The sequence below is a fragment of the Streptomyces sp. NPDC051105 genome, from assembly GCF_040682795.1.
In the GTDB taxonomy this organism is placed as follows: domain Bacteria; phylum Actinomycetota; class Actinomycetes; order Streptomycetales; family Streptomycetaceae; genus Streptomyces.
This window is the reverse complement of the sequence record NZ_JBFBBR010000009.1, coordinates 351724-376332: the sequence shown is the minus strand read 5'-3', so window position 1 is coordinate 376332 and position 24609 is coordinate 351724. Positions and strand designations below refer to the sequence as shown.

At 70.9% G+C, this 24609-nt stretch carries 20 protein-coding genes and 2 pseudogenes; 12 read left to right on the top strand and 10 right to left on the bottom strand.

Annotated features, from left to right (window positions below; all coding sequences use genetic code 11):
* The first annotated feature begins 242 nt into the window (after positions 1–242).
* The 3 genes from AB0N16_RS24220 (at position 243) to AB0N16_RS24210 (ending at position 2918) form a co-directional block, all read left to right on the top strand.
* The gene (locus AB0N16_RS24220; protein WP_365799898.1) at positions 243–1217 is read left to right on the top strand and encodes a winged helix-turn-helix domain-containing protein; all 975 of its coding nucleotides are present in this window, start codon (positions 243–245) and stop codon (positions 1215–1217) included.
* An 18-nt stretch (positions 1218–1235) separates the two neighbouring features.
* Complete coding sequence (locus AB0N16_RS24215; protein ID WP_365799896.1) at positions 1236–1742, top strand: glutathione peroxidase; 507 nt, start codon at positions 1236–1238, stop codon at positions 1740–1742.
* 135 nt (positions 1743–1877) lie between these two features.
* A complete protein-coding gene (locus AB0N16_RS24210; protein WP_365799894.1) occupies positions 1878–2918 on the top strand; it encodes a MerR family transcriptional regulator in 1041 nt (346 codons plus the stop codon).
* Between the two features lie 149 nt (positions 2919–3067).
* Here the strand turns inward: AB0N16_RS24210 and AB0N16_RS24205 are convergent, their stop codons facing one another.
* From AB0N16_RS24205 to AB0N16_RS24195, 3 genes are all read right to left on the bottom strand, one after another.
* On the bottom strand, positions 3068–3259 hold the full coding sequence (locus AB0N16_RS24205; RefSeq protein ID WP_351737387.1) for a DUF397 domain-containing protein: 192 nt from the start codon (positions 3257–3259) through the stop codon (positions 3068–3070).
* A 245-nt stretch (positions 3260–3504) separates the two neighbouring features.
* Positions 3505–4362 (bottom strand): helix-turn-helix transcriptional regulator, encoded by an 858-nt coding sequence (locus AB0N16_RS24200; protein WP_365799892.1) that lies wholly within the window; start codon positions 4360–4362, stop codon positions 3505–3507.
* A gap of 337 nt (positions 4363–4699) precedes the next feature.
* Entirely contained in the window at positions 4700–5467 is a 768-nt protein-coding gene (locus AB0N16_RS24195; RefSeq protein ID WP_365799890.1) for a GPP34 family phosphoprotein, read from the bottom strand.
* A 144-nt stretch (positions 5468–5611) separates the two neighbouring features.
* Between AB0N16_RS24195 and AB0N16_RS24190 the strand changes: the two genes are divergently transcribed.
* On the top strand, positions 5612–8416 hold the full coding sequence (locus AB0N16_RS24190) for a D-alanyl-D-alanine carboxypeptidase (protein WP_365799888.1): 2805 nt from the start codon (positions 5612–5614) through the stop codon (positions 8414–8416).
* 197 nt (positions 8417–8613) lie between these two features.
* On the top strand, positions 8614–10536 hold the full coding sequence (locus tag AB0N16_RS24185; RefSeq protein ID WP_365799886.1) for an MFS transporter: 1923 nt from the start codon (positions 8614–8616) through the stop codon (positions 10534–10536).
* A gap of 5 nt (positions 10537–10541) precedes the next feature.
* Here AB0N16_RS24185 and AB0N16_RS24180 read toward each other — a convergent pair whose 3' ends face one another.
* Positions 10542–11384, bottom strand: a complete 843-nt coding sequence (locus AB0N16_RS24180; RefSeq protein WP_365799884.1) for a hypothetical protein — start codon at positions 11382–11384, stop codon at positions 10542–10544.
* 80 nt (positions 11385–11464) lie between these two features.
* On the opposite strand from AB0N16_RS24180, the gene AB0N16_RS24175 reads away from it, so the two are divergent.
* Positions 11465–12253: an SDR family oxidoreductase gene (locus tag AB0N16_RS24175; RefSeq protein WP_365799882.1), complete on the top strand. Its 789-nt coding sequence runs from the start codon at positions 11465–11467 to the stop codon at positions 12251–12253.
* Between the two features lie 228 nt (positions 12254–12481).
* A complete protein-coding gene (locus tag AB0N16_RS24170; RefSeq protein WP_365799880.1) occupies positions 12482–14062 on the top strand; it encodes a sodium:solute symporter family protein in 1581 nt (526 codons plus the stop codon).
* Between the two features lie 24 nt (positions 14063–14086).
* Here AB0N16_RS24170 and AB0N16_RS24165 read toward each other — a convergent pair whose 3' ends face one another.
* Together AB0N16_RS24165 and AB0N16_RS24160 are read right to left on the bottom strand one after the other, a co-directional pair.
* Entirely contained in the window at positions 14087–15205 is a 1119-nt protein-coding gene (locus AB0N16_RS24165) for an ADP-ribosylglycohydrolase family protein (protein WP_365800033.1), read from the bottom strand.
* Between the two features lie 274 nt (positions 15206–15479).
* Positions 15480–15920 (bottom strand): ATP-binding protein, encoded by a 441-nt coding sequence (locus AB0N16_RS24160; RefSeq protein WP_365799878.1) that lies wholly within the window; start codon positions 15918–15920, stop codon positions 15480–15482.
* A gap of 113 nt (positions 15921–16033) precedes the next feature.
* On the opposite strand from AB0N16_RS24160, the gene AB0N16_RS24155 reads away from it, so the two are divergent.
* Positions 16034–16849, top strand: coding sequence for a helix-turn-helix transcriptional regulator (locus tag AB0N16_RS24155; RefSeq protein WP_365799876.1), 816 nt, complete (start codon positions 16034–16036; stop codon positions 16847–16849).
* Positions 16846–17028: a DUF397 domain-containing protein gene (locus AB0N16_RS24150; protein ID WP_365799874.1), complete on the top strand. Its 183-nt coding sequence runs from the start codon at positions 16846–16848 to the stop codon at positions 17026–17028. The genes AB0N16_RS24155 and AB0N16_RS24150 overlap by 4 nt, the downstream gene beginning before the upstream one ends.
* Here AB0N16_RS24150 and AB0N16_RS24145 read toward each other — a convergent pair.
* The gene (locus tag AB0N16_RS24145; protein ID WP_365799872.1) at positions 16993–19635 is read right to left on the bottom strand and encodes a tetratricopeptide repeat protein; all 2643 of its coding nucleotides are present in this window, start codon (positions 19633–19635) and stop codon (positions 16993–16995) included. The two genes, AB0N16_RS24150 and AB0N16_RS24145, sit on opposite strands and share 36 nt — an antisense overlap.
* Before the next feature lie 85 nt (positions 19636–19720).
* On the opposite strand from AB0N16_RS24145, the gene AB0N16_RS24140 reads away from it, so the two are divergent.
* The gene (locus tag AB0N16_RS24140; protein WP_365799870.1) at positions 19721–20149 is read left to right on the top strand and encodes a VOC family protein; all 429 of its coding nucleotides are present in this window, start codon (positions 19721–19723) and stop codon (positions 20147–20149) included.
* Positions 20150–20189: 40 nt separating this feature from the next.
* Positions 20190–20690 carry a DUF2165 domain-containing protein gene (locus AB0N16_RS24135; protein ID WP_365799868.1) on the top strand — a complete coding sequence of 167 codons (501 nt, stop codon included), beginning with the start codon at positions 20190–20192 and terminating at the stop codon, positions 20688–20690.
* On the opposite strand, the pseudogene AB0N16_RS24130 reads toward AB0N16_RS24135, so the two are convergent.
* Positions 20691–20888, bottom strand: a pseudogene (locus tag AB0N16_RS24130) (NADPH-dependent oxidoreductase); the annotation flags it as partial. It lies immediately after the preceding gene.
* Between AB0N16_RS24130 and AB0N16_RS24125 the strand changes: the two are divergent.
* Positions 20886–21185, top strand: a pseudogene (locus AB0N16_RS24125) (transcriptional regulator); the annotation flags it as partial. The pseudogenes AB0N16_RS24130 and AB0N16_RS24125 sit on opposite strands and share 3 nt — an antisense overlap.
* Positions 21186–21188: 3 nt before the next feature.
* Here AB0N16_RS24125 and AB0N16_RS24120 read toward each other — a convergent pair.
* Complete coding sequence (locus AB0N16_RS24120; RefSeq protein ID WP_365799866.1) at positions 21189–21758, bottom strand: hypothetical protein; 570 nt, start codon at positions 21756–21758, stop codon at positions 21189–21191.
* A 91-nt stretch (positions 21759–21849) separates the two neighbouring features.
* Positions 21850–24462: a bifunctional FO biosynthesis protein CofGH gene (locus tag AB0N16_RS24115; protein WP_365799864.1), complete on the bottom strand. Its 2613-nt coding sequence runs from the start codon at positions 24460–24462 to the stop codon at positions 21850–21852.
* Positions 24463–24609: the final 147 nt, after the last annotated feature.

Below are 24609 nucleotides of genomic sequence, written 5' to 3'. Positions count from 1 at the left end.
AGCATGAGGGGCACTAACGGACGGTGGACCTCTCGCGAGCATGAGGGGCACTAACGGACGGTGGACCTCTCGCGAGCATGAGGGGCACTAACGGACGGTGGACCTCTCGCGAGCATGAGGGGCACTAACGGACGTGGCTTCCCCTCCCGACCGTGAGAAGCCGTAACAACCGCCCACCCCGTCACCCCTCACCCCCTCACCCCCTCACCCCAGCAAGAGGCTCTAACAACAGGGAGACCCCCTTGGGTTGGTGGCAGCTCAACGCGGACACGCTCGCCCGTAGCCGCTTTCTGCTCTCTCCCCTCGCCGAAACCTTCGCGAGCCTCAGGCTGCTGCACGACGGCACCGCCGCCCACCCCGGCGAGCGGCGCTGGCTGGACGCGCATCTGCCCGCCTACCGGGCGCGGCTCGCCGCCGACCCCGTCACCGCGCTGCTGATCCGCACCGGACTCGGCCGCGTCTGGACCGCCGACTTCCTCACCCCCACCCCCCGGGACGGGGAGAGCGCCGAGGCCGGTATCGCGCGGGTGCGGGCGGCCCGCCCCGACGCGGCCCGCGCGCATCTGCGGGTCGCCGTCGCCGGTGCGCTCCCCGCCGCCCTGGAGCGCGACGACCTGCCCGAGCGGGCGGCGGAGCTGCTGACGTACGTGTGGGAGGCGACCGTACGGCCGTACTGGGAGCGGCGGCGGCGGATCCTGGAGGCGGATGTGGTGGCCCGGACCACGCAGGTCAGCCGGGGCGGCTGGGCCGAGGTGCTGGACTCGGTGCGGCCGGGGCGGACCCGCTGGCTCGGCGCCGACCGGCTCCAGGTCAACCTGCACGAGTACCCGCCCCGCGACATCTCCGGCGCCGACCTCCTGCTCGTCCCGGTCACGTCCGACAGCGGCTGGGTCTGCTGGGAGGAGCCGGACCGTTACGCGCTGGTCTACCCGTGCGCCGGGGCGCTCTCCGACCCCGCCGCGCAGACCGTCCCGGCCGCCCTCTCGGCGCTGCTGGGCGGCGCGCGCGCCGCCGTGCTGGTGCTGCTCGACGCCCCGCTGAGCACGACCCATCTGACGGCGGTGACCGGGCAGGGGCTGGGCTCGGTCGGGCGGCATCTGAGGGTCCTGCTCGATGCCGGGCTGGTGGAGCGGCGGCGGGCCGGGCGGTCGGTGCTGTACTCGCGGACGGCGGCGGGAGACGTGCTGGTGGAGGCCGGGACCCGGTCGTCCACTTAGCGGAGTTAGCATCCGGTTATGACGACTACCGAGAACAACGGGTCCGTGCTCGACATCGAGATCGGTGCTCTCCAGGGCGGTTCCGCCGACCTGCCGGGCTACACCGGCAAGGCCGTGCTCATTGTCAACGTGGCCTCCAAGTGCGGTCTGACCCCGCAGTACAGCGGCCTGGAGCGGCTCCAGGAGCGGTACGCGGCGCAGGGCTTCACCGTGCTCGGGGTGCCCTGCAACCAGTTCATGGGGCAGGAGCCCGGCAGCGCCGAGGAGATCGCCGAGTTCTGCTCGGCGACGTACGGCGTGACCTTCCCGCTGACCGAGAAGGTCGAGGTCAACGGGGATGACCGGCACCCGCTCTACCAGCGGCTGGTGGACTTCGCCGACGGCGAGGGGCACACCGGTGACATCCGCTGGAACTTCGAGAAGTTCCTGATCGGCCGGGACGGCCAGGTCGTCGCCCGGTTCGCGCCGCAGACCGAGCCGGAGTCGGCGGAGGTCGTGGCCGCGGTGGAGAAGGCCATCGGCTGACGCCCCGAGTCTCACCTCACGACGGCGGTCACGGGAGAGGGTCTCCCGTGACCGCCGTCGACGTTCCGTCCCCGCCGCTTGACCTTGCCCCCGGGGCAGGGGCGAGCGTCGGTCGCGCCGGGCCACGGGTGCTCGGTGACGGAGGATGTGGCCGTGGAGGACGCTGTGGACGAGGAACTGCTCACGATCGGCGCGTTCGCGGCGCGGTCCCGGCTCTCGGCGAAGGCGCTGCGCCGGTACGACCGGCTGGGGCTGCTTGCCCCGGCGTACGTCGACGGGACGACCGGCTACCGGTACTACCGGGCCGGGCAGACGGAACGCGCCCGGCTGGTGGCGCTGCTGCGGCAGCTGGACATGCCCCTGGCGCGGATCGCCGAGGTGATCGAGGCGGCGGACGGCGGCGCGACCGACGGCGACACGGCGGACGGCGACACGGCGGACGGCGACACGGCGGACGGCGACACGGCGGACGGCGATACGCCCACCGGTGGCGCGGCCGCCGGCAGCACGGCCGCCGGGCTGCTGGCCGCCTACTGGGCGGATGTCGAGCGGCGGATCGCCGGGCAGCGGACCCTTGTCGCATATCTCCGTGGACGGCTGTCAGGGAGGAGTTCGGAGATGTACGAGACGTTCGCGGTGGAGACGGTGGAGGTACCCGCGCAGGTGGTGATCACCGAGACGCGGCACACCTTGGCGGACGAGCTGCCCGTCTGGATCCCCGCATCGCTGGGCCGTCTGGAGGCGGCGGCCCGCGAGTGCGGGGGTGTGGCCGGGGCGCCGTTCGTCGTGTACTACGCGGAGGTGTCCATGGAGAGCGACGGGCCGGCCGAGGCCTGTGTCCCGGTGGCGGACGAGGCGGCGGCCCGGGCCTGGGCGGAGCGGCACGGGCGGGGCCGGGAGATGAAGGTGCGCATCGAGCCGGCGCGCACGCTGGCGTACACGCGGATCAGCAAGGCGCAGGTGGCGCATCCGCAGATCGTGGCGGCCTTCGAGGCGGTGGAGCGGTGGGTGGCCCGGCAGGGCGGCCCGGACGGCGCTCAGGACGGCGCTCTGGACGGCGCTCTGGACGGCGCTCTGGAGTATGACGGCCCGTGCCGGGAGGTCTACTTCGCGGACTGGGACGCGGCGGGCCCGGAGGACCCGGTGTGCGATGTGGCCTTCCCCGTCCGCAGGTGACGCGGTGGCCGGTCCGACGACCGGTCGGACGGGCACAAGCCGAGCCCCCTCGGCAAGGACGGCGAGCTAGTCGAGAGGGCTCTTGAGGTGACGCTTGTGCAGTTGTGGTTGTGGGTGTGGGGAGCGTGGCCGATGGGTCAGCGAAGCCCCTACGCCTTGACCGAAGCCACGAATGCGTTCCACGCGCCGGTCGGGAACGCGAGGACCGGGCCCTCCTCGACCTTGGAGTCGCGTACGGCGAGTCCAGCGGTCGTCGGCGACTTGACCTCGACGCACGCCCCGTTCCCTGCGGAATAGGAGGACTTCGTCCACGTCTCCGTGGTGCCCTGAAGCAGTGCCATGTCCACTCCTGTAGCGAGTTGCTGTGGTGCTTGATGTAGTGCGATTCACGCCAACCGTCTGACCGGTTGGCGTGATCGACGCTACTAGCCAACTCCCTCGCCCGGAGCACTCGTTCACTCGACCGGATGGCATATTCCAGTGGAGACTTCCGCTGGAGCGGGGCGCCAGTGTAAGATCCGGCGCTCGCCGTCCGGAAAGGCCGCCGAACGTTCCCCGAACGCCCCCTGGAGCCCCCCGGGAGGACTCAGCGGGCGTACTCCTTGGCCGCGTCGGCGATGAACTGCCGGGACTGCTCGACGTTCAGGGACTGGGCCCGCAGGTGCTCGTACATCACGGCGTACTTCTGCACGTCGTGGGCCTTCTCCAGGTACAGGTCGCTGGTCACGCCCTCCAGGTAGACGACGCTGGAGTCGGCCGCGTCGGCGAACTCCAGGATCGCGTACTGGCCGTTGAGGCCGGGATGCGCGCCCACCTCGAAGGGCAGCACCTGGACGGTGATGTGCGGCTGCTGGGACATCTCGATCAGGTACTCCAGCTGCTCGCGCATCACGAGCCTGTTGCCGACGAGCCGGCGCAGCGCGGCCTCGTCGAGCACCACCCACAGGCGAAGGGGGTTGTGTTCTGCGGTGATACGTTCCTGTCGACGCATCCGCACCTGGACCCGTTTCTCGATGTCGGCGGCGGAGGTCTCCGGCAACGCGCCCTGCACCAGCGCCTCGGCGTAGGCGCGGGTCTGCAACAGTCCGGTGACCAACTGGGGTTCGTACACCCTCAGCGACTCGGCGTCGGTCTCCAGGCCGATGTAGACGCTGTACGGGATGTCACCGAACGCATGCCACCATCCTTGCTGCCGCGAATCCCTTGCCATCTCCATCAGGGAGTCGACGACCCGCTGGTCCTCGACCTCGTAGACCCCGCACAGGTCGCGGACATCGCGCTGGCTGATGCTCCGGCGCCCGTTCTCCAGCCGGCTGATCTTCGACTGGGAGACGAGCAACCGCTCCGCCACCTCCTCCGCCGTCATGCCCTTGAGCTCGCGGAGCCTGCGCAGCTCCTGGCCCAGCCGGCGTCGCCTGACGGTGGGATTGACATTGGACGCCACGGGACGTGCACCTCCGGCTGCCTGCCTGTAACTACCACTTTGTGTATCTGCTGTTGAGCAGACTGCCACCAAGGTGGTTCCTACCGCTGGGAAACTGTGGATATGCGGCGCGTACGCGTCAGTTCGGGCACGTTCCGGATTCTCCGGGCGCCGGACGAGGCCGGTGGGTCGGGAAGTGCCGGGAAATACCGAGCGGGGCGGCGGGGCGCGTACCGCGTGCGCCTCACCGCCCCGCTCGGACCAGCGGCTCCCGAACCGGGTCTCAGGGGTGCTGTGTTGTGCTGTGTTGTGCTTGTGTGTGCCGTGTCGCCGGCTGTTGCCGCCGTGGCACTGCGGCTCAGTGCACCACGGCTCGTGCCATCGCGGCCGCGCCTCGGCGCGGCTGCATCGGAACACCGCGGGCGGGTTCCGGCGCACCGGGCCTGGCGGCCGGTGCGGTCTGACGCCCGGCCGGGCCGGCCGGGTTGCGGCGTGGCTGGGCGCCCGCGCCGTTCTGCACGTCCATGACGGCGTGGGCCACGAGCCCGCCCATCGGGTCATGCCGGATCAAGTCCCGCAACCGGGAACGCGAGGAGCGTCCCTCGTTCCCCGGATACAGGTGCTTGCCGAGACCGACCGCGTGGGCCAGGGCGGCGAGCGCCGCGGTCCGCGGGTCCGGTGGTACGCCGGTACGGATCGCCGAATCCAGCCGGGTACGGATGTCCCGGCAGATCTCGTTGTCCGTCGCCTGGTACCGGGTCGTCGGCAGCACCCCGCACATCTGGCCCGCCACGGCATGCACCATGCCGCACCGCTCCAGATGCGAGAGGTACGTCTGGCGAAGTCCCAGACGTGGCCCGCCGATCCAGTTCACAGCCCGCACGGGAGCGCCACGCCTTCGCAGCAACTCCAACGCGCAGTCCAAAGTCGGATCTCCAGTCGGCCGTGGCTGCACCACGGCGATACGATCCCCGTCTGGGGCTATCCGTCCGGCCAGCGCCAGCTCCACTAGCTGTGCTCCGGCCAGACCGAGGTCGAGCGACTGCGGCTGTGCAGTGGTACCCGTGGTCGGGTCCAATGCCAGCAGCAGAAGCTCCTCCGGAAGTGTTCTGCGGCTCCTGCCCATCCATGCCTCCCCGCGTGGATGAATGACAGGGTGACCCCTCTCACATTGGTCTGTCGAGGGCGCGTGACCGGTTTGTAAGGGAACCGGAAGGTATGTCGTTCTCGTCTACCGCAGGGGCTAAGCCCGCACACAGGACACTGGTACATGGTTCGGACAGCGCACGGCAACGTGCGGAGCGTGGAGGAGGCATCGGTGGCGGGCGAGTCCCCCGACAGGTCGAAGCAGCGCGAGTCGTCGGCAGAACCGACGTCGGGGAGTGCGGGAACGGTTCCCGAACCACGCGACCCGCGACTGGCGGTGGCCGCCGAGGACGAGAGGGAGACCGCCGGCGGCGTGGACACCGCGACCCGGATCTTCTCGGTACGGGACGCGAAGCCGGCCGGCGACGACGACACGAAGCTCCGCGAGGCGGTGGCGGCGTGGGTCCGCACGGGTCCGTCGGCGGAGGGGGCTGAGGACTCCGGCGAGCACGGCGCCCCGGAGGACCCTGAGCGGCCCGAGGCGGTCACGGAGGCCCCCGAGACGGCCGAGGAGCCCCAGGAGGCCCCTGAGCCACCGAAGAACGCCGACAAGGCCGATACGACGCCTGAGGCAACGACCGAGGCGGCCCCGGAGAACGAGGCAGAGCCCAAGGACGCCGCACCGGCACCCACCGGCGACGGGAACACCCCGCCCAAGGACGCCCCGAAGCCCGCGGCCGAACCCGAGGACGCCGCACCGGAGGACGCCCCGAAGGCCGACGCCGAGCCCAAGGACGCCGAACCCGAGGACGCCACCCCCGAGGACAACCCCAAGGCAACCGCCGAACCCGAAGACGCCGCGCCCGAGGACGCCCCGAAGCCCGACGCCGAGCCCAAGGACGCCGCACCGGAGGACAAGCCCGAGGCGACCGCCGAGCCCGAAGACGCCGCGCCCGAGGACGCCTCGAAGCCCGACGCCGAGCCCGAGGACGCCGCACCGGAGGACGCCCCGAAGGCCGACGCCGAACCCAAGGACGCCGAACCCGAGGACGCCGCACCGGAGGACGCCCCGAAGGCCGACGCCGAACCCGCCGCGCCCGAGGACGCCGAACCCGAGGACAACCCCAAGGCAACCGCCGAACGCGCGGACGCCGACGGCGAGGACGACCCGCAGGGGGCACCCGCAGTCGACGACGAGAGCCGCACGGGTGGTGCGGGTGGGGACACCAAGACCGCAACCAGCGACGGACCCGCGCCCGCAGACGGCGAGGACGGCACCGGCGAAGCCGAGGCCGAGGCCCAGGCCGAGGCCCAGGCCGAGGCCCAGGCCGCAGCCACCGCCCCTGCCGCCCCCGCTGCCGCCGCCGCGGTCGATCAGCCCACCACCATGCTCAAGGCCCCCCGCCCCCCGCAGGTCGACCAGCCCACCACCACCCTCAAGCTGGGCTCCAAGCCCCAGCCCAAGACCCCTGAGTCCGACCCCGAGCGCACCAGCAGATTCGTCGCCCTCAAGTCGGACCTCAAGCCGAGCACGAAGCCGGACCTCAAGCCGGGCACGAAGCCCGACCTCAAGCCGGGCACGAAGCCGGCCGCGAAGCCCGGAGACAAACCGGACGCCAAGCCCGGCACCGCCGCCTCCACCACCCGTACCACCGCCATCCCCCAGGTCGGCCCCGAGCGCACCACCCAGCTGCCGCTCCCGCCGAAGCCCCCGCTGGACCTGCTCGCCGAGCTGACCAACACGCCTCCGCCGCCGGAGACCTCGGTCAGGACCTTCGTCCGGCGGGTCAAGATCTGGACGCCCCTGGTCATCGTCCTCCTGATCATCTTTGCGGTCGTACAGACTCTCCGTCCGCTTCCGCAGCCCACCCTCGACCTCACCGCGAAGGACACCTACGTCTTCGACGGCAGCAAGGCCGACATCCCCTGGCCGGCCGACGGCCAGGCCGCCCTCGACGTCCAGGGCATCGGCTCGTTCGGTTCCTCCGGCGACCAGAAGCCCGTACCGATCGCGAGCGTCGCCAAGGTGATGACCGCGTACATCGTCCTGCGCGACCACCCCCTGAAGAGCGGCGCCGCCGGCCCCAAGATCAAGATCGACCAGACGGCCCAGGACCAGTCGAACGCCGGCCAGGAGTCCACCGTCGACGTGACGGCGGGCGACTCGATCACCCAGCGCGAGGCCCTGGAGGGCATCCTCATCGCCTCCGCCAACAACGTGGCCCGGCTGCTGGCCCGTTGGGACGCCGGTTCCGAGAAGGCGTTCGTGGCGAAGATGAACGCCACCGCGACGAAGCTCGGCATGACGAACACGACGTACACCGACCCCTCCGGCCTCACCGACTCCACCGTCTCCACGGCCGTGGACCAGGTGAAGCTGGCGAAGGCGGCCATGTCGAGCGAGCCCTCGTTCCGCGAGGTCGCCGCGATGATGTCGTACGACGACTACAAGGGTGCCAACCACGGCAACTGGAACCAGCTCGTCGGTCGCAACGACGTCGTCGGCATCAAGACCGGTACCACCACCTCCGCCCTCGGCAACCTGGTCTTCGCCGCGAAGAAGGACGTGAACGGCGAGTCCCGCACGATCATCGGCGCGGTGCTCCGGCAGCCGGCCAGCGCCGCCTCGGACAACAGCATCCTCACCGCGGCCCTGAACGGCGGCGACAAACTGATCCGGGCCGCCCAGGGCGCGCTGAAGTCGGCGACGATCTACAAGAAGGGTGCTGTCGTCGGGTACGTCGACGACGGCCTCGGCGGCCGTACCCCGGTCGTGGCGACCAAGGACGTCACCGCCGTCGGCTGGTCGGGCCTGAAGGTGAAGCTGACCTTCCAGGCCGACGACGTGCCGCACACCGCGAAGGCCGGCACCAAGGTCGGCGCCCTCACCGTGGGTGACGGCTCCGGTTCCGCGGTCCAGGTCCCGGTCGCCCTGCAGAAGGATCTGGCCGAGCCCGGGTTCACGAACAAGCTGACCCGTATCGGCTGACACAGGACACACATTCCGTCCCCGCACCCCGCCGATGGCGGCCCACCCCAGGGCCCCGCGGCGGGGTGCGTGCTAGCGTCACGAATCGGGGCAGGTCGTCGGCCGCCGGGACACGGCCGAGAACTGGACGAGAAGCGGCCGGTAACACCGTGGAACGCGGCCGAGAACAGAAGACGGGACACGGGGAGTGCCTTCAGGTGGCCACAGCGGAGCCGACACGCGCCGACGACGCCGATCCGGGCTCGGTATCCGGCTCGCGAATAGCCCTGCCCGAGACCGGTCCGCACGGCGCGCACGGCGCCCGGACCACACGAACCGCCCCGAGCACGCAGAGCGCACCAGGCGGCGCGCGGGGCAGGACGAGCACGCGGCGTAACGGCGGGCTCCGTCACCTTCTCGACCTGGACGAACCCCTGCGCGAGTGGCCGTCGCGCCACCCGGTGCTGGCGGTCACGGCCCTCGCCGGCGTCCTGCACATCATCTGGCTGTTCACGTTCGCGAACAGCGGCGGCGACCTCGCGGCGCAGGACGCCTGGGCCGAGTTCGTCGGCCGGCACCCGGACTCGGCGTACAACCTCGCCTGGTACGGCGGTATGCACCCGGTGTCGTACAGCGTGGTCTCGCCGTACCTGATGTCGGTGCTCGGCGTCCGTACGACGATGATGATCGCCGGCACGGTCTCGGCCGGACTGCTGACCCTGCTCCTCATCCGCAGCCGCGTGGTGAAGAACCCCCTGTGGGCCTCGCTCGCCGGGGTGTTCGCGCTGATCTGCAACGCGTTGTCCGGGCGCGTCACCTTCGGGCTCGGCACGGTGTTCGCGCTGGCCTCGGTGGGGGCGGTGTTCTGCTGGCCGTACCGCTGGCGCTACAAACGGTGGGCGAAGGCACTGGTCGCGGCCCCGCTGGCGGCCCTGGCGACCATGTCGTCGCCGGTCGCCGGGCTCTTCGTCGGCCTGGTCGCGGTGGCGCTGTTCCTGCAGAAGCGGCGCCCGGGTGCCTGGGCGCTCGGCGTGGCACCCGCGGTCGTGGTCGCCGTCTCCGCCTGGCTGTTCCCGTTCTCCGGCACCCAGCCGATGGGCTTCGGCTCGGTGATCATGCCCCTGCTGTACGGCCTGCTCTGTCTCTTCCTCGTGCCCAAGGAGTGGAAGACGGTCCGGCTGACGGCGGCCGTGTACAGCCTCGGGGTCGTGCTGGTGTGGCTGGTCAGCTCGCAGATCGGCTCCAACATCTCGCGGCTGCCGATGCTGTTCGCGGGCGCCACCCTGATCGCGGCGCTCCCGTACACCGTGCCGCGCTCGCGCAAGTACTACGTCACCGTCCTCGCCTTCCTCGGCTTCGTCGGCTGGATCGGCTTCAAGGCGGTCGACGACATCGTCCATACGACCCCGGCCGCGTCCTGGGCCCGCGAACTCGCCCCGCTCGTCAACCAGCTCCAGCAGGTCGGCGCCGAGAAGGGCCGTGTCGAGGTGGTCCCGGCCCGCTCGCACCGGGAGGCGTCCGCGCTCGCGCCGTACGTCAACCTGGCCCGTGGCTGGAACCGCCAGGCCGACATGGAGCGCAACCCGCTCTTCTACGACGACACCCTCAACTCGGCGAACTACCACGAGTGGCTGCAGCGCTGGGCCGTGCACTTCGTGGTGCTGCCGAAGGGCGACCCCGACGGGGACGGCGGCGAACGCGAGCGGGCGCTGGTCCAGCGCGGGATGCCGTATCTGAAGCAGGTCTGGGGCGACGCCAACTGGCAGCTGTTCCGGGTGACCGACCCGACGCCGCTCGCCGAGCCCGACTCGGTGGTGGACAGCGCCGAGCAGGGCGAGCTGACCATCGAGGTGCGCAGGGCCGGTCGGATCCTGATACGGATCCCGTACTCGCCGTGGCTGAGCATCGTCGACGCGGACGGCAAGAGCCTGAAGCCGCCGCAGGAGACCCAGGCGTCCAAGCACCGGGCCGAGGGCACGCCGAAGACGTACGTCAACGTCAACGGCTGCCTGATGGAGACGCCGGAGGACGCGAAGGGCGACCAGTGGACGATGCTGCTCGCGCCGAAGGCGGGGACCTACCGGCTGGCGGCGCCGTACCAGCTGCCGCGGGGCACGCCGTGTCCCGACGAGCTGAAGTGACCGGGTCAGCCGCGTAGCTCCGCCACATGGCGGTCCGTGCCCGGCACGGTCGGTACGAACGGTGCCACCAGTTCCACCGTGCCCAGTCCGGACCCGGCGACGTCCTCGTCCAGGCCGGTGAAGTGGGCGTCCCAGCACTGCCTCGGGTCCGTCTCCAGGAACCACAGCAGCGTCAGCCGGGTGTCGACGCCCTCCACCTGCTTCACATAGGTCATCCGGTCGCCGGGCATGGGCGTCGGGCGGAAGACCGTGACCATGGCCGTCGGTGAACCGGCGAGCCGCTTCGGCAGGTGCCGGCCGCGCAGCCACTCCAGCAGTTCCGTCCGCTGCTCGGGCGACTCGCTGTCGATGACCTGCACCACAAGCCCGGCGTACGGGTGGTCGAGGGCGTGGAAGTCGCGGGGACCGGCGGCCCCGTCCCGGTACACCGTCGCCTCGTGGTCCTGGAACGCCGTGAAGACGTGGGTGCGGTCCTGGTACACCCGGGCGTCCCGGTTCAGCCTCCGGTTGATGGCGACCGTCCACTTCATGTGGTCGGCGTAGCGGCCGTCGGTGATCCAGTAGACGGAGAGGTAGCAGCCGGTGGTGACGGGCTGGGCGATCGCCGACTTCTCGGGGTAGCGCAGGAGTTGCAGGTCGCGGGTGGCGACCCAGCGGCGGCCCGCGTACATCCAGGGCATGGCCATGGCGCCGGCGTAGTAGTGGTCGTCCTCGTACCAGCGGTTGTACGCGTACTCGTGCCCGGGGTGCGGCTCGACCATGGTGATGAGGGCGTGGCCGGGGCGGACGCCGTAGGGGCCGACCGCGGCCAGCTCGGCGTACACATCGCTGCGCGTGTCCTCGCTCATGCGCCTTCCCTTCCTTCCGCCTGCACTCGCCCATACTCTGACGCTCCGTCAGATAAAGCGCCAGAGTCGGGAGGTCATCGATGTCACTGCTCACGGGCAAGACGGTCGTCGTCTCGGGGGTCGGCGCCGGGCTGGGGCACCAGGTCGCGGCGGCCGTCGTACGGGACGGCGGGAACGCCGTGCTCGGTGCGCGGACCGAGGCGAACCTCGCCAAGAGCGCGGCCGGGATCGATCCGGAGGGCGGCCGGACCGCGTACCGCCCCACCGACATCACCGACGAGGGCCAGTGCGAGGCACTGGCGGCGCTGGCGCGGGAGCGCTTCGGGGGCATCGACGCGGTGGTACACGTGGCCGCCTGGGACTCCTACTTCGGCGGGGTCGAGGACGCGGACTTCGCGACCTGGGCGTCGGTGGTCGACGTGAACCTGCTGGGGACGCTGCGGATGACCCGGGCATGCCTGCCGGCGCTGAAGGAGGCGGGCGGCGGCTCGGTGGTCTTCGTCGGGACGCAGTCGGCCGTCGCCGCGCCCTCGCAGGTGAAGCAGGCCGCGTACGCCGCCTCGAAGGGGGCGCTGACCAGCGCGATGTACTCGCTGGCGCGGGAGCTGGGGCCGTACCGGATCCGGGTCAACACGGTGCTGCCGGGCTGGATGTGGGGGCCGCCGGTGCAGGCGTACGTCCAGTTCACGGCGCACACGGAGGGGGTGCCGGAGGACGAGGTGCTGGGACGGCTGACGGGGCGGATGGCGCTGCCGGAGCTGGCGACGGACGGGGACGTGGCGGACGCGGCGGTGTTCCTGGCGTCGGACCGGGCACGGGCCATCACGGGACAGTCGCTGCTGGTCAACGCGGGGGAGCTGATGCGCTGAGGCACTGTTTCCGGCCGTCGAAACCGCGCCGGATCGTTCACGCACATGAATCAAGGTCAGCACGGCGAACGATTTTACTGCCCCTTGACCCTACGCCCGCTTGTCGTGCCCGCGTAACCGAACCCACGATGAGCGGGCACTTCGCGGCCTTCCCCGTCCCCGCTCCGCTTATGCGAAGTGCCAACCAGCTGAGCGGAGTTCAGAAGGCGGACCCTGGAAGGGGGGCACATGAACGGGCTCGACTGGGCCGTGCTCATCGGCTACTTCGGCGTGATGGTCGCGATCGGCATCTGGTCGCACAAACGCGTGGACAACGTCAGCGACTTCTTCACGGCCGGCGGAAAGATGCCCTGGTGGCTCTCCGGCATCTCGCACCACATGTCGGGCTACAGCGCGGTGATGTTCACCGGCTACGCGGGCATCGCCTACACCTACGGCGTGACGTCGTTCATCACCTGGTCCTTCCCGATCGCGCTGGGCATCGCGATCGGCTCGAAACTCTTCGCACCGCGCATCAACCGCCTGCGCTCCCGGCTCCATGTGGCGTCCCCCCTCGAATACCTGAAGAACCGCTACAACCTGTCCACGCAGCAGGCCCTGGCCTGGTCCGGCATGCTGCTGAAGATCGTGGACGTGGCCGCCAAGTGGGCCGCGATCGCCACCCTGTTGTCGGTGTTCACGGGTGTGTCCCTCAACCAGGGCATCCTCATCACCGGCGCGATCACCGCGGTCTACTGCACGATCGGCGGCCTGTGGGCGGACGCGCTGACCGAACTGGGCCAGTTCATCATCCAGTTGCTGGCCGGCGTCTCCATGTTCGTCGCCGTCGTCCTGAAGCTGAACGACAAGGGCATCGGCTTCTTCGACGCCTTCGACCAGCCGGCCCTGCACGGCCACGGCAAGCCGCTGGTGGGCCCGTACGGCACGGTCTTCCTGCTGGCCTTCCTCTTCATCAAGCTCTTCGAGTACAACGGCGGCATGCTCAACCAGGCCCAGCGCTACATGGCGACGGCCGGACCGAAGGAGGCCGAGCGCAGCGCCCGCCTCTCCGCGGCCCTGTGGCTGATCTGGCCGGTGGTCCTGTTCTTCCCCATGTGGATGTCGCCGCTCCTGGTCCACGCCCAGAAGCCGGACGGCTCCGACTCCTACGGCCTGATGACCGAACAGCTCCTCCCCCACGGCCTGCTGGGCCTGGTGGTCGTCGGCTTCTTCTCCCACACGATGGCGATGTGCTCCTCCGACGCCAACGCGATCGCGGCCGTCTTCACCCGTGACGTGGCGCCGGTGCTCTCGTCGCGGGCCCGGTCCTGGAGCGAGCGCTCCGGCCTGATCGCGGCCCGGGTGACGACGGTGGTCTTCCTCGGCCTGTCCATGGCGGTGGCCACCCAGGTCAACTCCCCCACGTTCAAGGACATCATCACCGTGGTCATCAAGTGGGTGGCCGGTCTGATGGGCCCGATCGCGATCCCGATGATGCTGGGCCTGCTCCGCCCGTTCCGCCGCTCCGGCCCGACGGCCGCGCTCACCAGCTGGGCGGCGGGCCTGCTGGCCTTCTGGCTGGTCAACTACCCGATCAACTGGAACGTCGACGGCGGCGTACCGCTCCAGTACCAGGTGTCGATCCCGCTGGCCGTCTCCCTGGTCCTCTACATCCTCATCGGCTACCTGAAGCCGGAGGACACCCCGGAGCGCCTCGCGATCATCGAGACCGTGAACACGGACGACGACAGCGCGGCGGCGACGGCCCCGGTGCCGGCCCAGGCCCAGGCCCAGGCTCCGGCGGGCGGCGGGGAGGTACTGCGGGACTGACCGGCGGTCCCTGGGCCGGCCGGCTCAGGCGCCTCGCGGGTAGCGGGACAGCCAGCCGGGGGCCGCGCCCGCCGGGCTGTGCAGGGCCGGACCCTGGGTCATCTCCATCGCGAAGTCGTCGGCCAGCTCCAGGATCGTAGGACGGCCCTCCAGTTCGGCCACCCAGGCCGGCGGGAGGGCCGTCTCGCCGTGCAGGGCGCCGAGCAGGCCGCCGGTGAGGGCGCCGGCGACGGCGGAGGGCCCGGCCTGGTTGACGGCCAGGCAGAGCCCGTGCCGTACGTCCTCGCCGACGAGCGCGCAGTACACGGCCGCGGCGAGCATCCCGTCCGCCGCCCCGTCCCCGGTCAGCTCCTCGACCCGGGCCGGGGAGGGCATCCCCTGCCGTACGGCGCCGAGCGCGTGCTGCAACGCGTCGGAGACGGGCTGGTGCCCCGGCCGGGCGGCGAGGATGGCGAGGGACCGCTGGACGGCCCCGTCGAGGGAGTCGCCCCGGGCCAGCGCGTGCACGATCACCGCGTACGCGCCCGCCGCCAGACAGGCGGTCGGATGCCCATGCGTCTGCGCCGCGCACTCCACGGCCAGCTGCACGACGAGCTGCGGCTCCCAGCCGACGAGCAGCCCGAACGGCGCGGACCGGGCGACGGCCTCCGGCCCCATGTCATCGGGGTTCTTCGGCGACTCCAGGGTCCCCATGGTCTCGTCCCCGAGGCCGATGAGCAGCGCGCGGGTCGGATCCCTCCGGGCGTACAGCCACTCCTCCCGGGCCAGCCACCCGTCCTCCTTGCGCCGCTCGTCCGGGCCCCAGTCCCGCTGGGTGGCCGCCCACCGCAGATAGGCGCGATGCAGGTCGGTGGGCGGATGCCAGGCGCCGGTATCCCGTCTCACCTGGGCTCTTATCAACCCGTCCACGGTGAACAGGGTCAGCTGGGTGTGATGCGTCACGGTCCCGCGCCGCCCGTACCCGAACCCGAGGTCGACCAGCCCCTCCGGCCCGTAGGCCGCCCGGATCTCCTCCAGCGTCATCCCGTCGACGGGCCCGCCGAGCGCGTCCCCGACCGCCGACCCCAGCAACGCGCCCCGCACCCGGCTCCGGAAGTCCTGCTGCTCGGCACGGCCCCAGACGGTACCCGCTGTCGCACCCACCATGACCTCCTCACGGGCACCGTCCGTACGTACGACAGCCAGCACTGTAATCGACCGGGAACGGTCCGTTCGGGGGACAGTTAGGTATGCGACGTGTGGGTTGTGTGCTGCCCAGGGGGCAGCTTTCGGCAAGGTAAGGGGTGGTCAGGCGGGGAGGAAGGGGGCGGCCAGCTGAGTTCGGCATATTCACTTCGGCGGGTGATCGACGGGGACGGTAGGGGAGGGTTGGGTTCGTTCCCCGGTTCTTTGGTCTTTGGCGTCGGGAGCGCCCGGGTCATGGGCTCCCGCGACCCGGTGCCCCCAGCTCCGCCCAGACGACCTTGCAACCGGCCGGTGCCTCGTCCGTGCCCCAACGGTAGGCATACGCCCCCACGATCAGCAGACCGCGCCCCGACTCCGCGTCGGCGGCTGCCGGATCGTGGACGCTCGGGACACGGTCGCCCCGGGCGTCGGTCACCTCGATACGGAGTGTGCGGTCGGGGCCCAGCCGTAGCCCCAGCCGGAAGTCCCGTCCCGCGACGCGTCCGTGCAGCACGGCGTTGGACGCCAGCTCGGCCACGACGTGCACGGCCGCCTCGTACGTCAGCCCCCAGTCGTCCAGTTGGCGTTCCGTGAGCCGCCGCGCGAGGCGGGCACCCCTTCGCGTCGCGGACAGCTGGACCGTGAAGTGGCGCGCGGAAACTGTCACTTCCCGTGAAAGGGATTTCTGGTTCATGTCACCCAGCGTGGTCGCGGCTCTCTACTCTGAACAGCGACACACCAGGCACAGAGAGTGACTGTCCGGGTGTCGGTCGGTGCCGTACGGGTGGTACGTCGGAGGGAGCGGGCGTGGAGGACGAGGAGGCCGAGGCCGTACTCAGGGCCGTCGGGCGGCAGATCAAGGTGTGGCGGGAGGCCGCCGGGATGCGGCAGGCCGAACTCGGCACCGCCATCGGGTACAGCGAGGAGATGGTGTCGGCCGTGGAGCGGGGGCGGCGGATCCCCAAGCCGGACTTCCTGGAGAAGGCCGATGAGGTGCTGGGGGCGAGCGGGAAGCTCGCGTTCATGAAGGAGGACGTGGAGCGTGCGCGGTATCCGAAGAAGGTTCGGGATCTGGCGCGGTTGGAGGACGAGTCCGTCGAGATGGGGGCCTACGCCAGCCACTACGTCCATGGCCTGCTGCAAACTTCGGAGTACGCAAGGGCGTTGTACGTGATGCGACGCCCCTCGTACACAGAGGAGCAGATCGATCAGTACGTCGCCGCCCGCATGGCACGGAAGGTCGTCTTCGAACGCGTGCCCCTGGTGGCCCTCACGTTTGTCCTGGAAGAGGTGACGCTGTATCGGCCGATCGGAGGCAGAATGGTGCTGCGTCGACAACTCGAACACTTACTGGAACTCGGCAAGTTGAGGCACGTGGAAATCCAGGTGATGCCCACGGACCGTGAGGACCACGCGGGCATGGGCGGGCCGATCCGCCTGCTGAAGCTACGGGACGGCAAGACCATGGCCCACGAGGAAGGGCAGTCCTACAACCGCCTGGTCAGTGATCCCAGGGAAGTACAGCCGCTTGAGATGCGCTATGGAATCATCCGGTCCCAGGCTCTCCCGCCTCGGGAGTCACTCGCCTTCATCGAGAAAGTGCTGGGGGAAGAAGAGACATGACCGCCCTGGAGTGGTTCAAGAGCAGCTACAGCAGCAATGAAGGCCCCGATTGCGTCGAGATCGCGATAGCCCCCGCCGAAGCCACCGTCCACGTCCGTGACTCCAAGGACAAGGACGGCGCACGGCTCGCCTTCGGGGACGCCTCATGGGCCGAGTTCGTGGCGTTCGCCAGGCGTTGATCGCCCGGCGAGGAGTTCCGTCAGGCGCTCGGCGATGTCGGCCCGCTCGGCCGCCGGGAGTTCCGGGTGCGTGGTCTCCAGCCCGTCCCGAAGCTCCGTGAGGCGATCCCACGACTCGTCGGTCACCAGTTGTCGTATGCGGATGCGCAGGACGATCTGATGTGACTGCCAGTGGTCGGGGTCGAGGGCCCGCATCCGCGCGGCATCGGACGCGGCCCTTTCGAGCGCGCCGAGCGCGAGGTGCGTTCCGGCTCGCTGCCAAAGGGCCCAGAAATACTCCGGGTTGAGATCCAGCGCACGGTCCAGGTCCGCCAGTGCCCGTTCCGGTTCGCCCATCGCCGTCCGGCAGGCTCCGCGGCTCGCGTACGCCGAGGCGTACTCGCCGTTCAGGGCGAGGGCACGGTCGTAGTCGGCGAGAGCGGCTTCGTGGCGACCGGCACGGACCAAGGCGTCGCCTCGCTCGCACAGCACCCACGGCAGGTCACGCTCCAGGGCGACGGCGCGGTCCAGGTCGGCAAGGCGTCGTTCGTGATCGCCGCGTGTTCGCCAGAGACGCGCTCTGCGTACCAGGGCCCACCCGAACTCCGGTTCCAGGTCGAGCGCCCGGTCCAGGTCCGACATCGCCGAGTCGAGGTCGCCGAGCTGGTGCCGGGCGGCTCCTCGGACCGCCCACGCCGTCTGGCTCGTCGGATCGAGCTCGATCGCCGTGTCCAGATCCCGCAGGGCCGCTTCGACATCCCCTGTCATCCGGTAGTAGTCACCTCGCATGGCGAGGGTTCTGGCGGTGTCCGGGGCCAGCCGGACGACCACGTCCATGTCGGCCACGGCTCCGGTGTAGTCACGCCGGTTCGCTCGGGCGACCGCCCGGCCCTCGTAGGCCGACGCCGATGCCGGATCGAGTTCGATGGCCCGGTCGAACTGTTTCAGGGCCGCGGTGTGCTCCCCCGCCCTGCCCAGTACGACCCCCCGCACGGTGTACGCCGCGGCTCGCCCCCGCGCGTCGAGGCTCCCCTCCGCCAGCAGCACCACCAGCGCGGCGATGACCCCGCCTCTGTCCAGCGCCGCAAGCACGTGGTTCCCCAGGAAGCCGGTCTTCTCCGCGTCCGCGTCCTCGCCCGCCTGCACCAGGGTCCGTGCCCACCGCCGCGCCACCGCATCACCCTCGGCGCAGGCATCCACGAGGTCCCGTGACACCGTGGGCAGCGGGAACGGGGGCCCCGCGCACAGCAGGTGATACGACTCGGCGAGGCGCAGCTCCCGCCACCGCTCGTCCGGCCACCGCTCATCCGGGTGCCGGCCCGTCTCGGTTTCTGCTCGCCATCGGCCGAACGCTTCGGCCAGGCGGGTGTGGCTCTCCCGCCACCAGCGCGGAGAACGCAGACGCTGTAGGCGAAGCATCGGGGCCCGTACGACGTCGTGGTAGTACACGCCGTCCACGCGCTCGCTCACGAACGGCATGCCCGTCAGCCAGGCGAACAGCGACCGGGCGTCGTCCTCGGGACAGCCCACGGCCGTCCGGAACACGTCCTCGTCCAGCCGCCGGGGCAGCGCGCCCGCCAGCGCAGCCGCTCTCCGCACGGGGTCCCGCTCCCATTTCAGGAACCGGTCGACCGCCGTGGCGCTCGGATCCCCCACTTCCTCGGGGCCGACGGGTCCGGACTCGGCCAGGGTGGAGACGAGCACCGGAAGTCCGCCCGTCAGGCGCAGTACCTCGGCTACCACCGGCTCGTCCCGCACCCCCTTGTCCGCGAGCAGCCCCCGGGTCTCCGCCTCCGTGAACGGGCCGAGTGGCACGTCCGTCCTGAAGTCCACGAAGCTGCCCCAGCGAGCCATGTCGAACGGATGCTGGCCGGAAGTGACCACGACGATGTTGGCGGGGAGGCTGCCGTGGCGGTCGGTGGTCATCACGTCGTGCAGCCAGGGGTCGAGGAACGGGCCGGTGCGCTCGTAGGTGTCGAGGAAGAGGACGATCCAGGGGGCGGTGTCGGCCGCGCCCGCCAGTTCCGTCAGCAGCACCGGGGTCAGCACCCGCTCGGGAGAAAACACCAGTTGGGCGTCCTCCTGACTGCGGAAGCGGGCCCGGAGCCGGTCGGCGCCCTGGGCGAGCCGGTCGGCGTCCAGGGCGGCGGCGAAGGCACCGGCCACCGGGACCATCCCCAGCCCCACCTGCGCCGCCCGCGCCACCGCCAGGCTCCCCGCCGACGGCCCCTCCCGCTCCTCCGGTCCGCCCATCACCAGGGCGGCCTCAGCCTCGTACCGCCGCTCCCGGTGCGCGGCCAGCAGCCGCTCCAGCTCCTTGAACCGTCGCCCCTGCGCGGCGAATTGACGCGTCATGGCCGTCATCGCCTCGGGCACACTCGCTACGCCCTCGTCGACGTACGCGGTCAGCGCCCCGGTCTCCCGGGCGATCTGCTCCAACTCCCTTACCAGGCGTGTCTTCCCGACGCCCGCATCACCGTGCACATGGAAGAGGAACCGATGCCGCTCGTCCTCCGGCGGCAGCTCCAGGTTCCGCCGGAACGCGGCCCGTTCGTCGACCCGCCCGACGAACCCGGCCCTCCGGCGCCGCCCGATCAGCTCCTGCATCGACGGCCGTGTCGACCCCATCAGAACCACCCCCGCAGCCGCTCCACGCGAAGTCTGACAGAGGCTCCGGCGGCCAAGCCGCCATCCCCCTTGGTACGTTGCGCCGATGCCAGAGATCAGGAAGTTCCAAGTCACCTTCGACTGCGCGGAACCCGAGCGCCTCGCTCGCTTCTGGTGCGAGGTGTTGGGGTACGTCGTGCCGCCGCCACCGGAGGGGTTCGCCACCTGGGACGACTACAAGTCCTCGCAGCCGCCGGAGCAGCGGGATGCGTGGTTCGCCTGCGTCGATCCCACCGGGGTGGGCCCGCGTCTGTACTTCCAGCGGGTCCCCGAGGGGAAGGTCGTCAAGAACCGGGTGCACCTTGACGTGCGGGTCGGCACCGGCCTCGTGGGTGAGGAGCGCCTCGCCGCGCTTGAGGCCGAATGCGCGCGACTGGTCCCGCTCGGCGCGGTACATGTGCGCACACTGTATGACGGCAATGACGCATGCATCCCGATGCTGGACATCGAGGGCAACGAGTTCTGCATCGACTGAACAGGGGGTGTGAACGGCGCGGAGCGGGAAGGACGGTGGCATGTCCACCTCCCACGCGCCTCGTGCGCTCTCGCTTGCCGCTGCCGTTCTGACCGGATCGGTCGCTCTCTACATCGCCCTCGTCGCCTTCGGGAACATCACCGACTTCGGTACCAACCAGGCCTTCGTCCAGCATGTGCTGGCCATGGACACGACGTTCAAGGACGACGACCTGATGTGGCGGGCCGTCACGGACAAGGGACTCGAGAACGCCGCCTACGTCGCCATCATCGTGTGGGAGACGCTGGCCGCGCTCGTGCTGATCGCCGGGACCTGGCTCTGGGCCCGCCGTGACAACGTCCGTGCGCGGCGCGTCTCCACCTACGGTCTGCTGATGCTCGTGCTGTTGTTCGGCGCCGGGTTCATCGGGATCGGCGGTGAGTGGTTCTCGATGTGGCAGTCCAAGACCTGGAACGGGCTGGACGCCGCGACCCGGGTGCTGGTGCTGACCGGTCTCGCCCTGATCGTCGTCCAGCTGAGCCCCTCGGACCAGGAGGGCTGATCAGGACGGATAGGGAGCCGCCTGGCGGCCCGCGCGGAGGACGGCCGTCCACCAGGCCAGCTGATCGAGGAGGGCCTTGGCATAGCCGGGAGCCTCGGGATCGAGGGGACGGCCGTCCTGCCACGCGGTGAAGCAGTTCGGGAAGGCCAGGCCGTCCCGGAGGGTCACCGCGTGCAACTCCGTGAGCACGTCCCCGACTGGGACGCCGTCGCCGACGAGCAGGCCTTCGACCTGTGGCTCGGGCCCTCCGTGGAGAACAGCGTGGCGCCCGTCGCCGGGGCCGACTTCACCCGCCGGATGAACCGGCACGTGGTCCCGGCCCGCGGAGTCCTGCGGCTACGGCATCCTTCGGGCGCCGAACTGCGCCTGCGGCGCGAGACGCTCGACATCACCGAGGACGCGCAGCAGCTGGTCGTACTCCTGCCCGCCGACGAGGAGACGGCCGGGGCCGTCGAGCGGCTCCGCAGGCCACCGAGGCTCCGCGCCATCTCCTGACGGCTACTTGACCACCGTCACCTTGGTGTTCGGTTCCGTGCCGAACGTCCACAGGGCCGCGCCGTCCGCCTTGTGCATGCGGATGCCGCTGGTCTGCTTGCCGGCCGCGGGGGGCGGGGAGGAGCCGTCGACCGCGTTGGAGAAGGCGATCGACAGCCCCGACTTCGCGGCGAAGTAGAGGACGTGCTCGATCTGGACGCCGTCCGAGCCGGTCGTGGCGGACAGGGTCCTGGAGATCGTGTACGTGCCCGGGTCGGGGCTCACCGTCCCCGGCCACACCGTGAACGTGCGGGTCGCCTTGTCGCTCACGTCGACCGTCCACACCCGCTTGGCGCCCAGCGAGTAGACGATCCGGCGGCCGGTGCCGGAGGCCGCCGGTACCTCGGGGGCCTTCGTCGGCTTCGGAGACACGGAGGGGTGGGCGCCCGCCGACGCGCTCGCCGACGGGCGGACCGCCGCGGCCGTGGGGTGCGGCCCCTTGTCGGCCTGGAGGGCGAGGAAGACGACGGCCACCGTCGCCCCGGTCGTCAGACCGGTGACCCAGACCCAGGAGGGCAGCAGTCGGGCAGCCACGGGTACGCATCTCCTCCGTTATGAGGGCCCCCTACGTATTCGCACAGGGGTCGGATCATCGTACTGTGCGCTGCCCGCCCACTCGCTCCGCTCAGTCCAGCACCGGCAGCAGCTCCGGCAGGTGCCCGTCGGACGCCTCCGCCGCCCGCTGGCGCTCCTCGGAGACCGGCCCGTACACCGTCGTACGGGGCTTCGCGGGACGGCCCGCCGCCTCGGCCACGGCGATCAGGTCCCGTACCGACTTGTACGAGCCGTACGACGAGCCCGCCATCCGCGAGATCGTCTCCTCCATCAGCGTGCCGCCCAGGTCGTTCGCGCCCGAGCGGAGCATCTCCGCCGCACCCTCCGCGCCCAGTTTCACCCAGCTTGTCTGGATGTTCGGGATGTAGGGGTGGAGGAGGAGCCGGGCCATCGCCGTCACCGCCCGGTTGTCGCGCATGGTCGGGCCGGGGCGGGAGATGCCCGCCAGGTAGACGGGGGCGTTGGTGTGGATGAAGGGCAGGGTCACGAACTCCGTGAAGCCGCCGGTCCGCTGCTGGATGCCGGCCAGCGTGCGCAGGTGGCCCAGCCAGTGGCGGGGCTGGTCGACATGGCCGTACATCATCGTGGACGAGGAGCGGATGCCCACCTCGTGGGCGGTCGTGACGACCTCGATCCAGGTGGCGGTGGGCAACTTGCCCTTGGTCAGGACCCAGCGGACCTCGTCGTCCAGGATCTCCGCCGCCGTCCCGGGGATGGTGTCCAGGCCCGCCTCCTTCGCCGCGGTCAGCCACTCCCGGATCGACATGCCGGTGCGCGTCGCGCCGTTCACGACCTCCATCGGCGAGAAGGCGTGCACATGCATGCCGGGGACCCGCTCCTTCACCGCCTTCGCGATGTCGAAGTACGCCGTGCCGGGCAGGTCGGGGTGGATGCCGCCCTGCATGCAGACCTCGACCGCGCCGACGTCCCAGGCCTGCTGTGCCCGGTCGGCGACCTGGTCCAGGGAGAGGGTGTACGCGTCGGCGTCCGTACGGCGCTGGGCGAAGGCGCAGAACCGGCAGCCGGTGTAGCAGACGTTGGTGAAGTTGATGTTGCGGGTGACGATGTAGGTGACGTCGTCGCCGACCGCCGACCTACGGACGTCGTCGGCGATCCTGGTCAGCGCGTCCAGCGCCGGGCCGTCCGCGTGGAACAGGGCGAGGGCCTCGGTGTCCGTCAGCTTCGTGGGGTCGTCGGCCGCGGTCGCCAGTGCCTGGCGGACGTCCGTGTCGATGCGCTCGGGTGCCATGCCGGGGGCGGCCGCCTCGCGCAGGGCGCCCCAGTCGCCGTACACCTCGTCGAAGTCGTCGCGGCGGTCGCCGGTACGGCCCTCGGTGTCGATGGTGGTGTGCAGGTCGGTGCGGCCGGTGGCGACGAAGGCCTCCTCCGGCTCCTGCCAGGGATGTCCCTCGACGACCGCGTCCGCCCGCGCCAGCCCCGTCTCCGGGTCCGCCAGCGCGGCCACGTGCGGGCGCAGTCGCGGGTCCAGCCAGGGCTCGCCGCGGCGGACGAACTCCGGGTACACGCAGAGACGTTCCCGCAACTCGAAGCCGGCGGCCCGGGACCGTTCGGTGAGTTCCTCGATCTGCGGCCAGGGGCGTTCGGGGTTGACGTGGTCGATGGTGAGCGGCGAGACCCCGCCCCAGTCGTCGATGCCGGCCGCGATCAGGCGTTCGTACTCGCTGTCGACGAGGTTGGGGGGCGCCTGGATGTTGCCGGCCGGGCCCATGACGAGACGGGCCACCGCGACCGCCGCGACCAGTTCGTCCAGCTCGGCGTCCGGCATGCCGCGCATCGCCGTGTCCGGCTTGGCACGGAAGTTCTGGATGATCAGTTCCTGGACGCCGTGGTACGAACGGGCGACGCGGCGCAGCGCGAAGAGGGACTCGGCCCGCTCCTCATACGTCTCGCCGATGCCGATCAGGATGCCCGAGGTGAACGGGACCGAGGAGCGGCCCGCGTCCTCCAGGACCCGCAGCCGGACGGCGGGTTCCTTGTCGGGGGAACCGTGGTGCGGGCCGCCGGGCTCGGACCACAGCCGGGTCGCCGTCGTCTCCAGCATCATGCCCATGCTCGGCGCGACCGGCTTCAGCCGCTGGAAGTCGGTCCAGGACAGCACGCCCGGGTTGAGGTGGGGCAGCAGGCCGGTCTCCTCCAGGATGCGGATGGAGATGGCCCGGACGTAGGCGATCGTGTCGTCGTAACCGTGCGCGTCGAGCCACTCGCGCGCCTCCGGCCAGTGGTCCTCCGGCTTGTCGCCGAGGGTGATCAGGGCTTCCTTGCAGCCGAGGGCCGCGCCCTTGCGGGCCACGTCGAGGACCTCGTCCGGGGACATGAACATGCCGTGCCCGGCCCGGCGGAGCTTGCCGGGGACGGTGACGAACGTGCAGTAGTGGCACTTGTCGCGGCACAGGCGGGTGAGGGGGATGAAGACGCTCTTCGAGTACGTGATGACACCCGGGCGGCCCGCCTGTTCCAGACCGGCGTCGCGCACCCGGGCGGCGGACGCGGCGAGGTCGTCGAGCGCCTCGCCGCGCGCCTGGAGCAGAACGGCGGCCTCGGAGACGTCGAGGGCGACGCCGTCCCGGGCGCGTTTGAGGGCGCGACGCATGGAGTTCTCGGTGGGGCCGGTACCGCCGGGGCGGTCGGTGGGGCCGGTTCCGGGAGTCGCGGAAGTCGTCATTCTTTGAGCATACGTTCGGGCTCGGCGGGTCAGTGGGGGCTGGGGGCGTGCGGTACCTGAGCACGCGCCGGTGCGTGGTGGCTGGTCGCGCCCACGCGGCGGTAGCCGCACATCGATACAGCCCGGCGCCCCTGAAAGAAGCGCCCG

Excerpts from the sequence above, each read along its gene's own strand:
- AB0N16_RS24215 (WP_365799896.1), top strand. The coding sequence starts at position 1,236 with ATGACGACTACCGAGAACAACGGGTCCGTGCTCGACATCGAGATCGGT.
- AB0N16_RS24205 (WP_351737387.1), bottom strand. The coding sequence starts at position 3,259 with ATGGCACTGCTTCAGGGCACCACGGAGACGTGGACGAAGTCCTCCTAT.
- AB0N16_RS24195 (WP_365799890.1), bottom strand. The coding sequence starts at position 5,467 with ATGGGCAGGAGCCGCAGAACACTTCCGGAGGAGCTTCTGCTGCTGGCA.
- AB0N16_RS24190 (WP_365799888.1), top strand. The coding sequence starts at position 5,612 with ATGGTTCGGACAGCGCACGGCAACGTGCGGAGCGTGGAGGAGGCATCG.
- AB0N16_RS24180 (WP_365799884.1), bottom strand. The coding sequence starts at position 11,384 with ATGAGCGAGGACACGCGCAGCGATGTGTACGCCGAGCTGGCCGCGGTC.
- AB0N16_RS24175 (WP_365799882.1), top strand. The coding sequence starts at position 11,465 with ATGTCACTGCTCACGGGCAAGACGGTCGTCGTCTCGGGGGTCGGCGCC.
- AB0N16_RS24170 (WP_365799880.1), top strand. The coding sequence starts at position 12,482 with ATGAACGGGCTCGACTGGGCCGTGCTCATCGGCTACTTCGGCGTGATG.
- AB0N16_RS24160 (WP_365799878.1), bottom strand. The coding sequence starts at position 15,920 with ATGAACCAGAAATCCCTTTCACGGGAAGTGACAGTTTCCGCGCGCCAC.
- AB0N16_RS24150 (WP_365799874.1), top strand. The coding sequence starts at position 16,846 with ATGACCGCCCTGGAGTGGTTCAAGAGCAGCTACAGCAGCAATGAAGGC.
- AB0N16_RS24145 (WP_365799872.1), bottom strand. The coding sequence starts at position 19,635 with ATGGGGTCGACACGGCCGTCGATGCAGGAGCTGATCGGGCGGCGCCGG.
- AB0N16_RS24140 (WP_365799870.1), top strand. The coding sequence starts at position 19,721 with ATGCCAGAGATCAGGAAGTTCCAAGTCACCTTCGACTGCGCGGAACCC.
- AB0N16_RS24135 (WP_365799868.1), top strand. The coding sequence starts at position 20,190 with ATGTCCACCTCCCACGCGCCTCGTGCGCTCTCGCTTGCCGCTGCCGTT.
- AB0N16_RS24115 (WP_365799864.1), bottom strand. The coding sequence starts at position 24,462 with ATGACGACTTCCGCGACTCCCGGAACCGGCCCCACCGACCGCCCCGGC.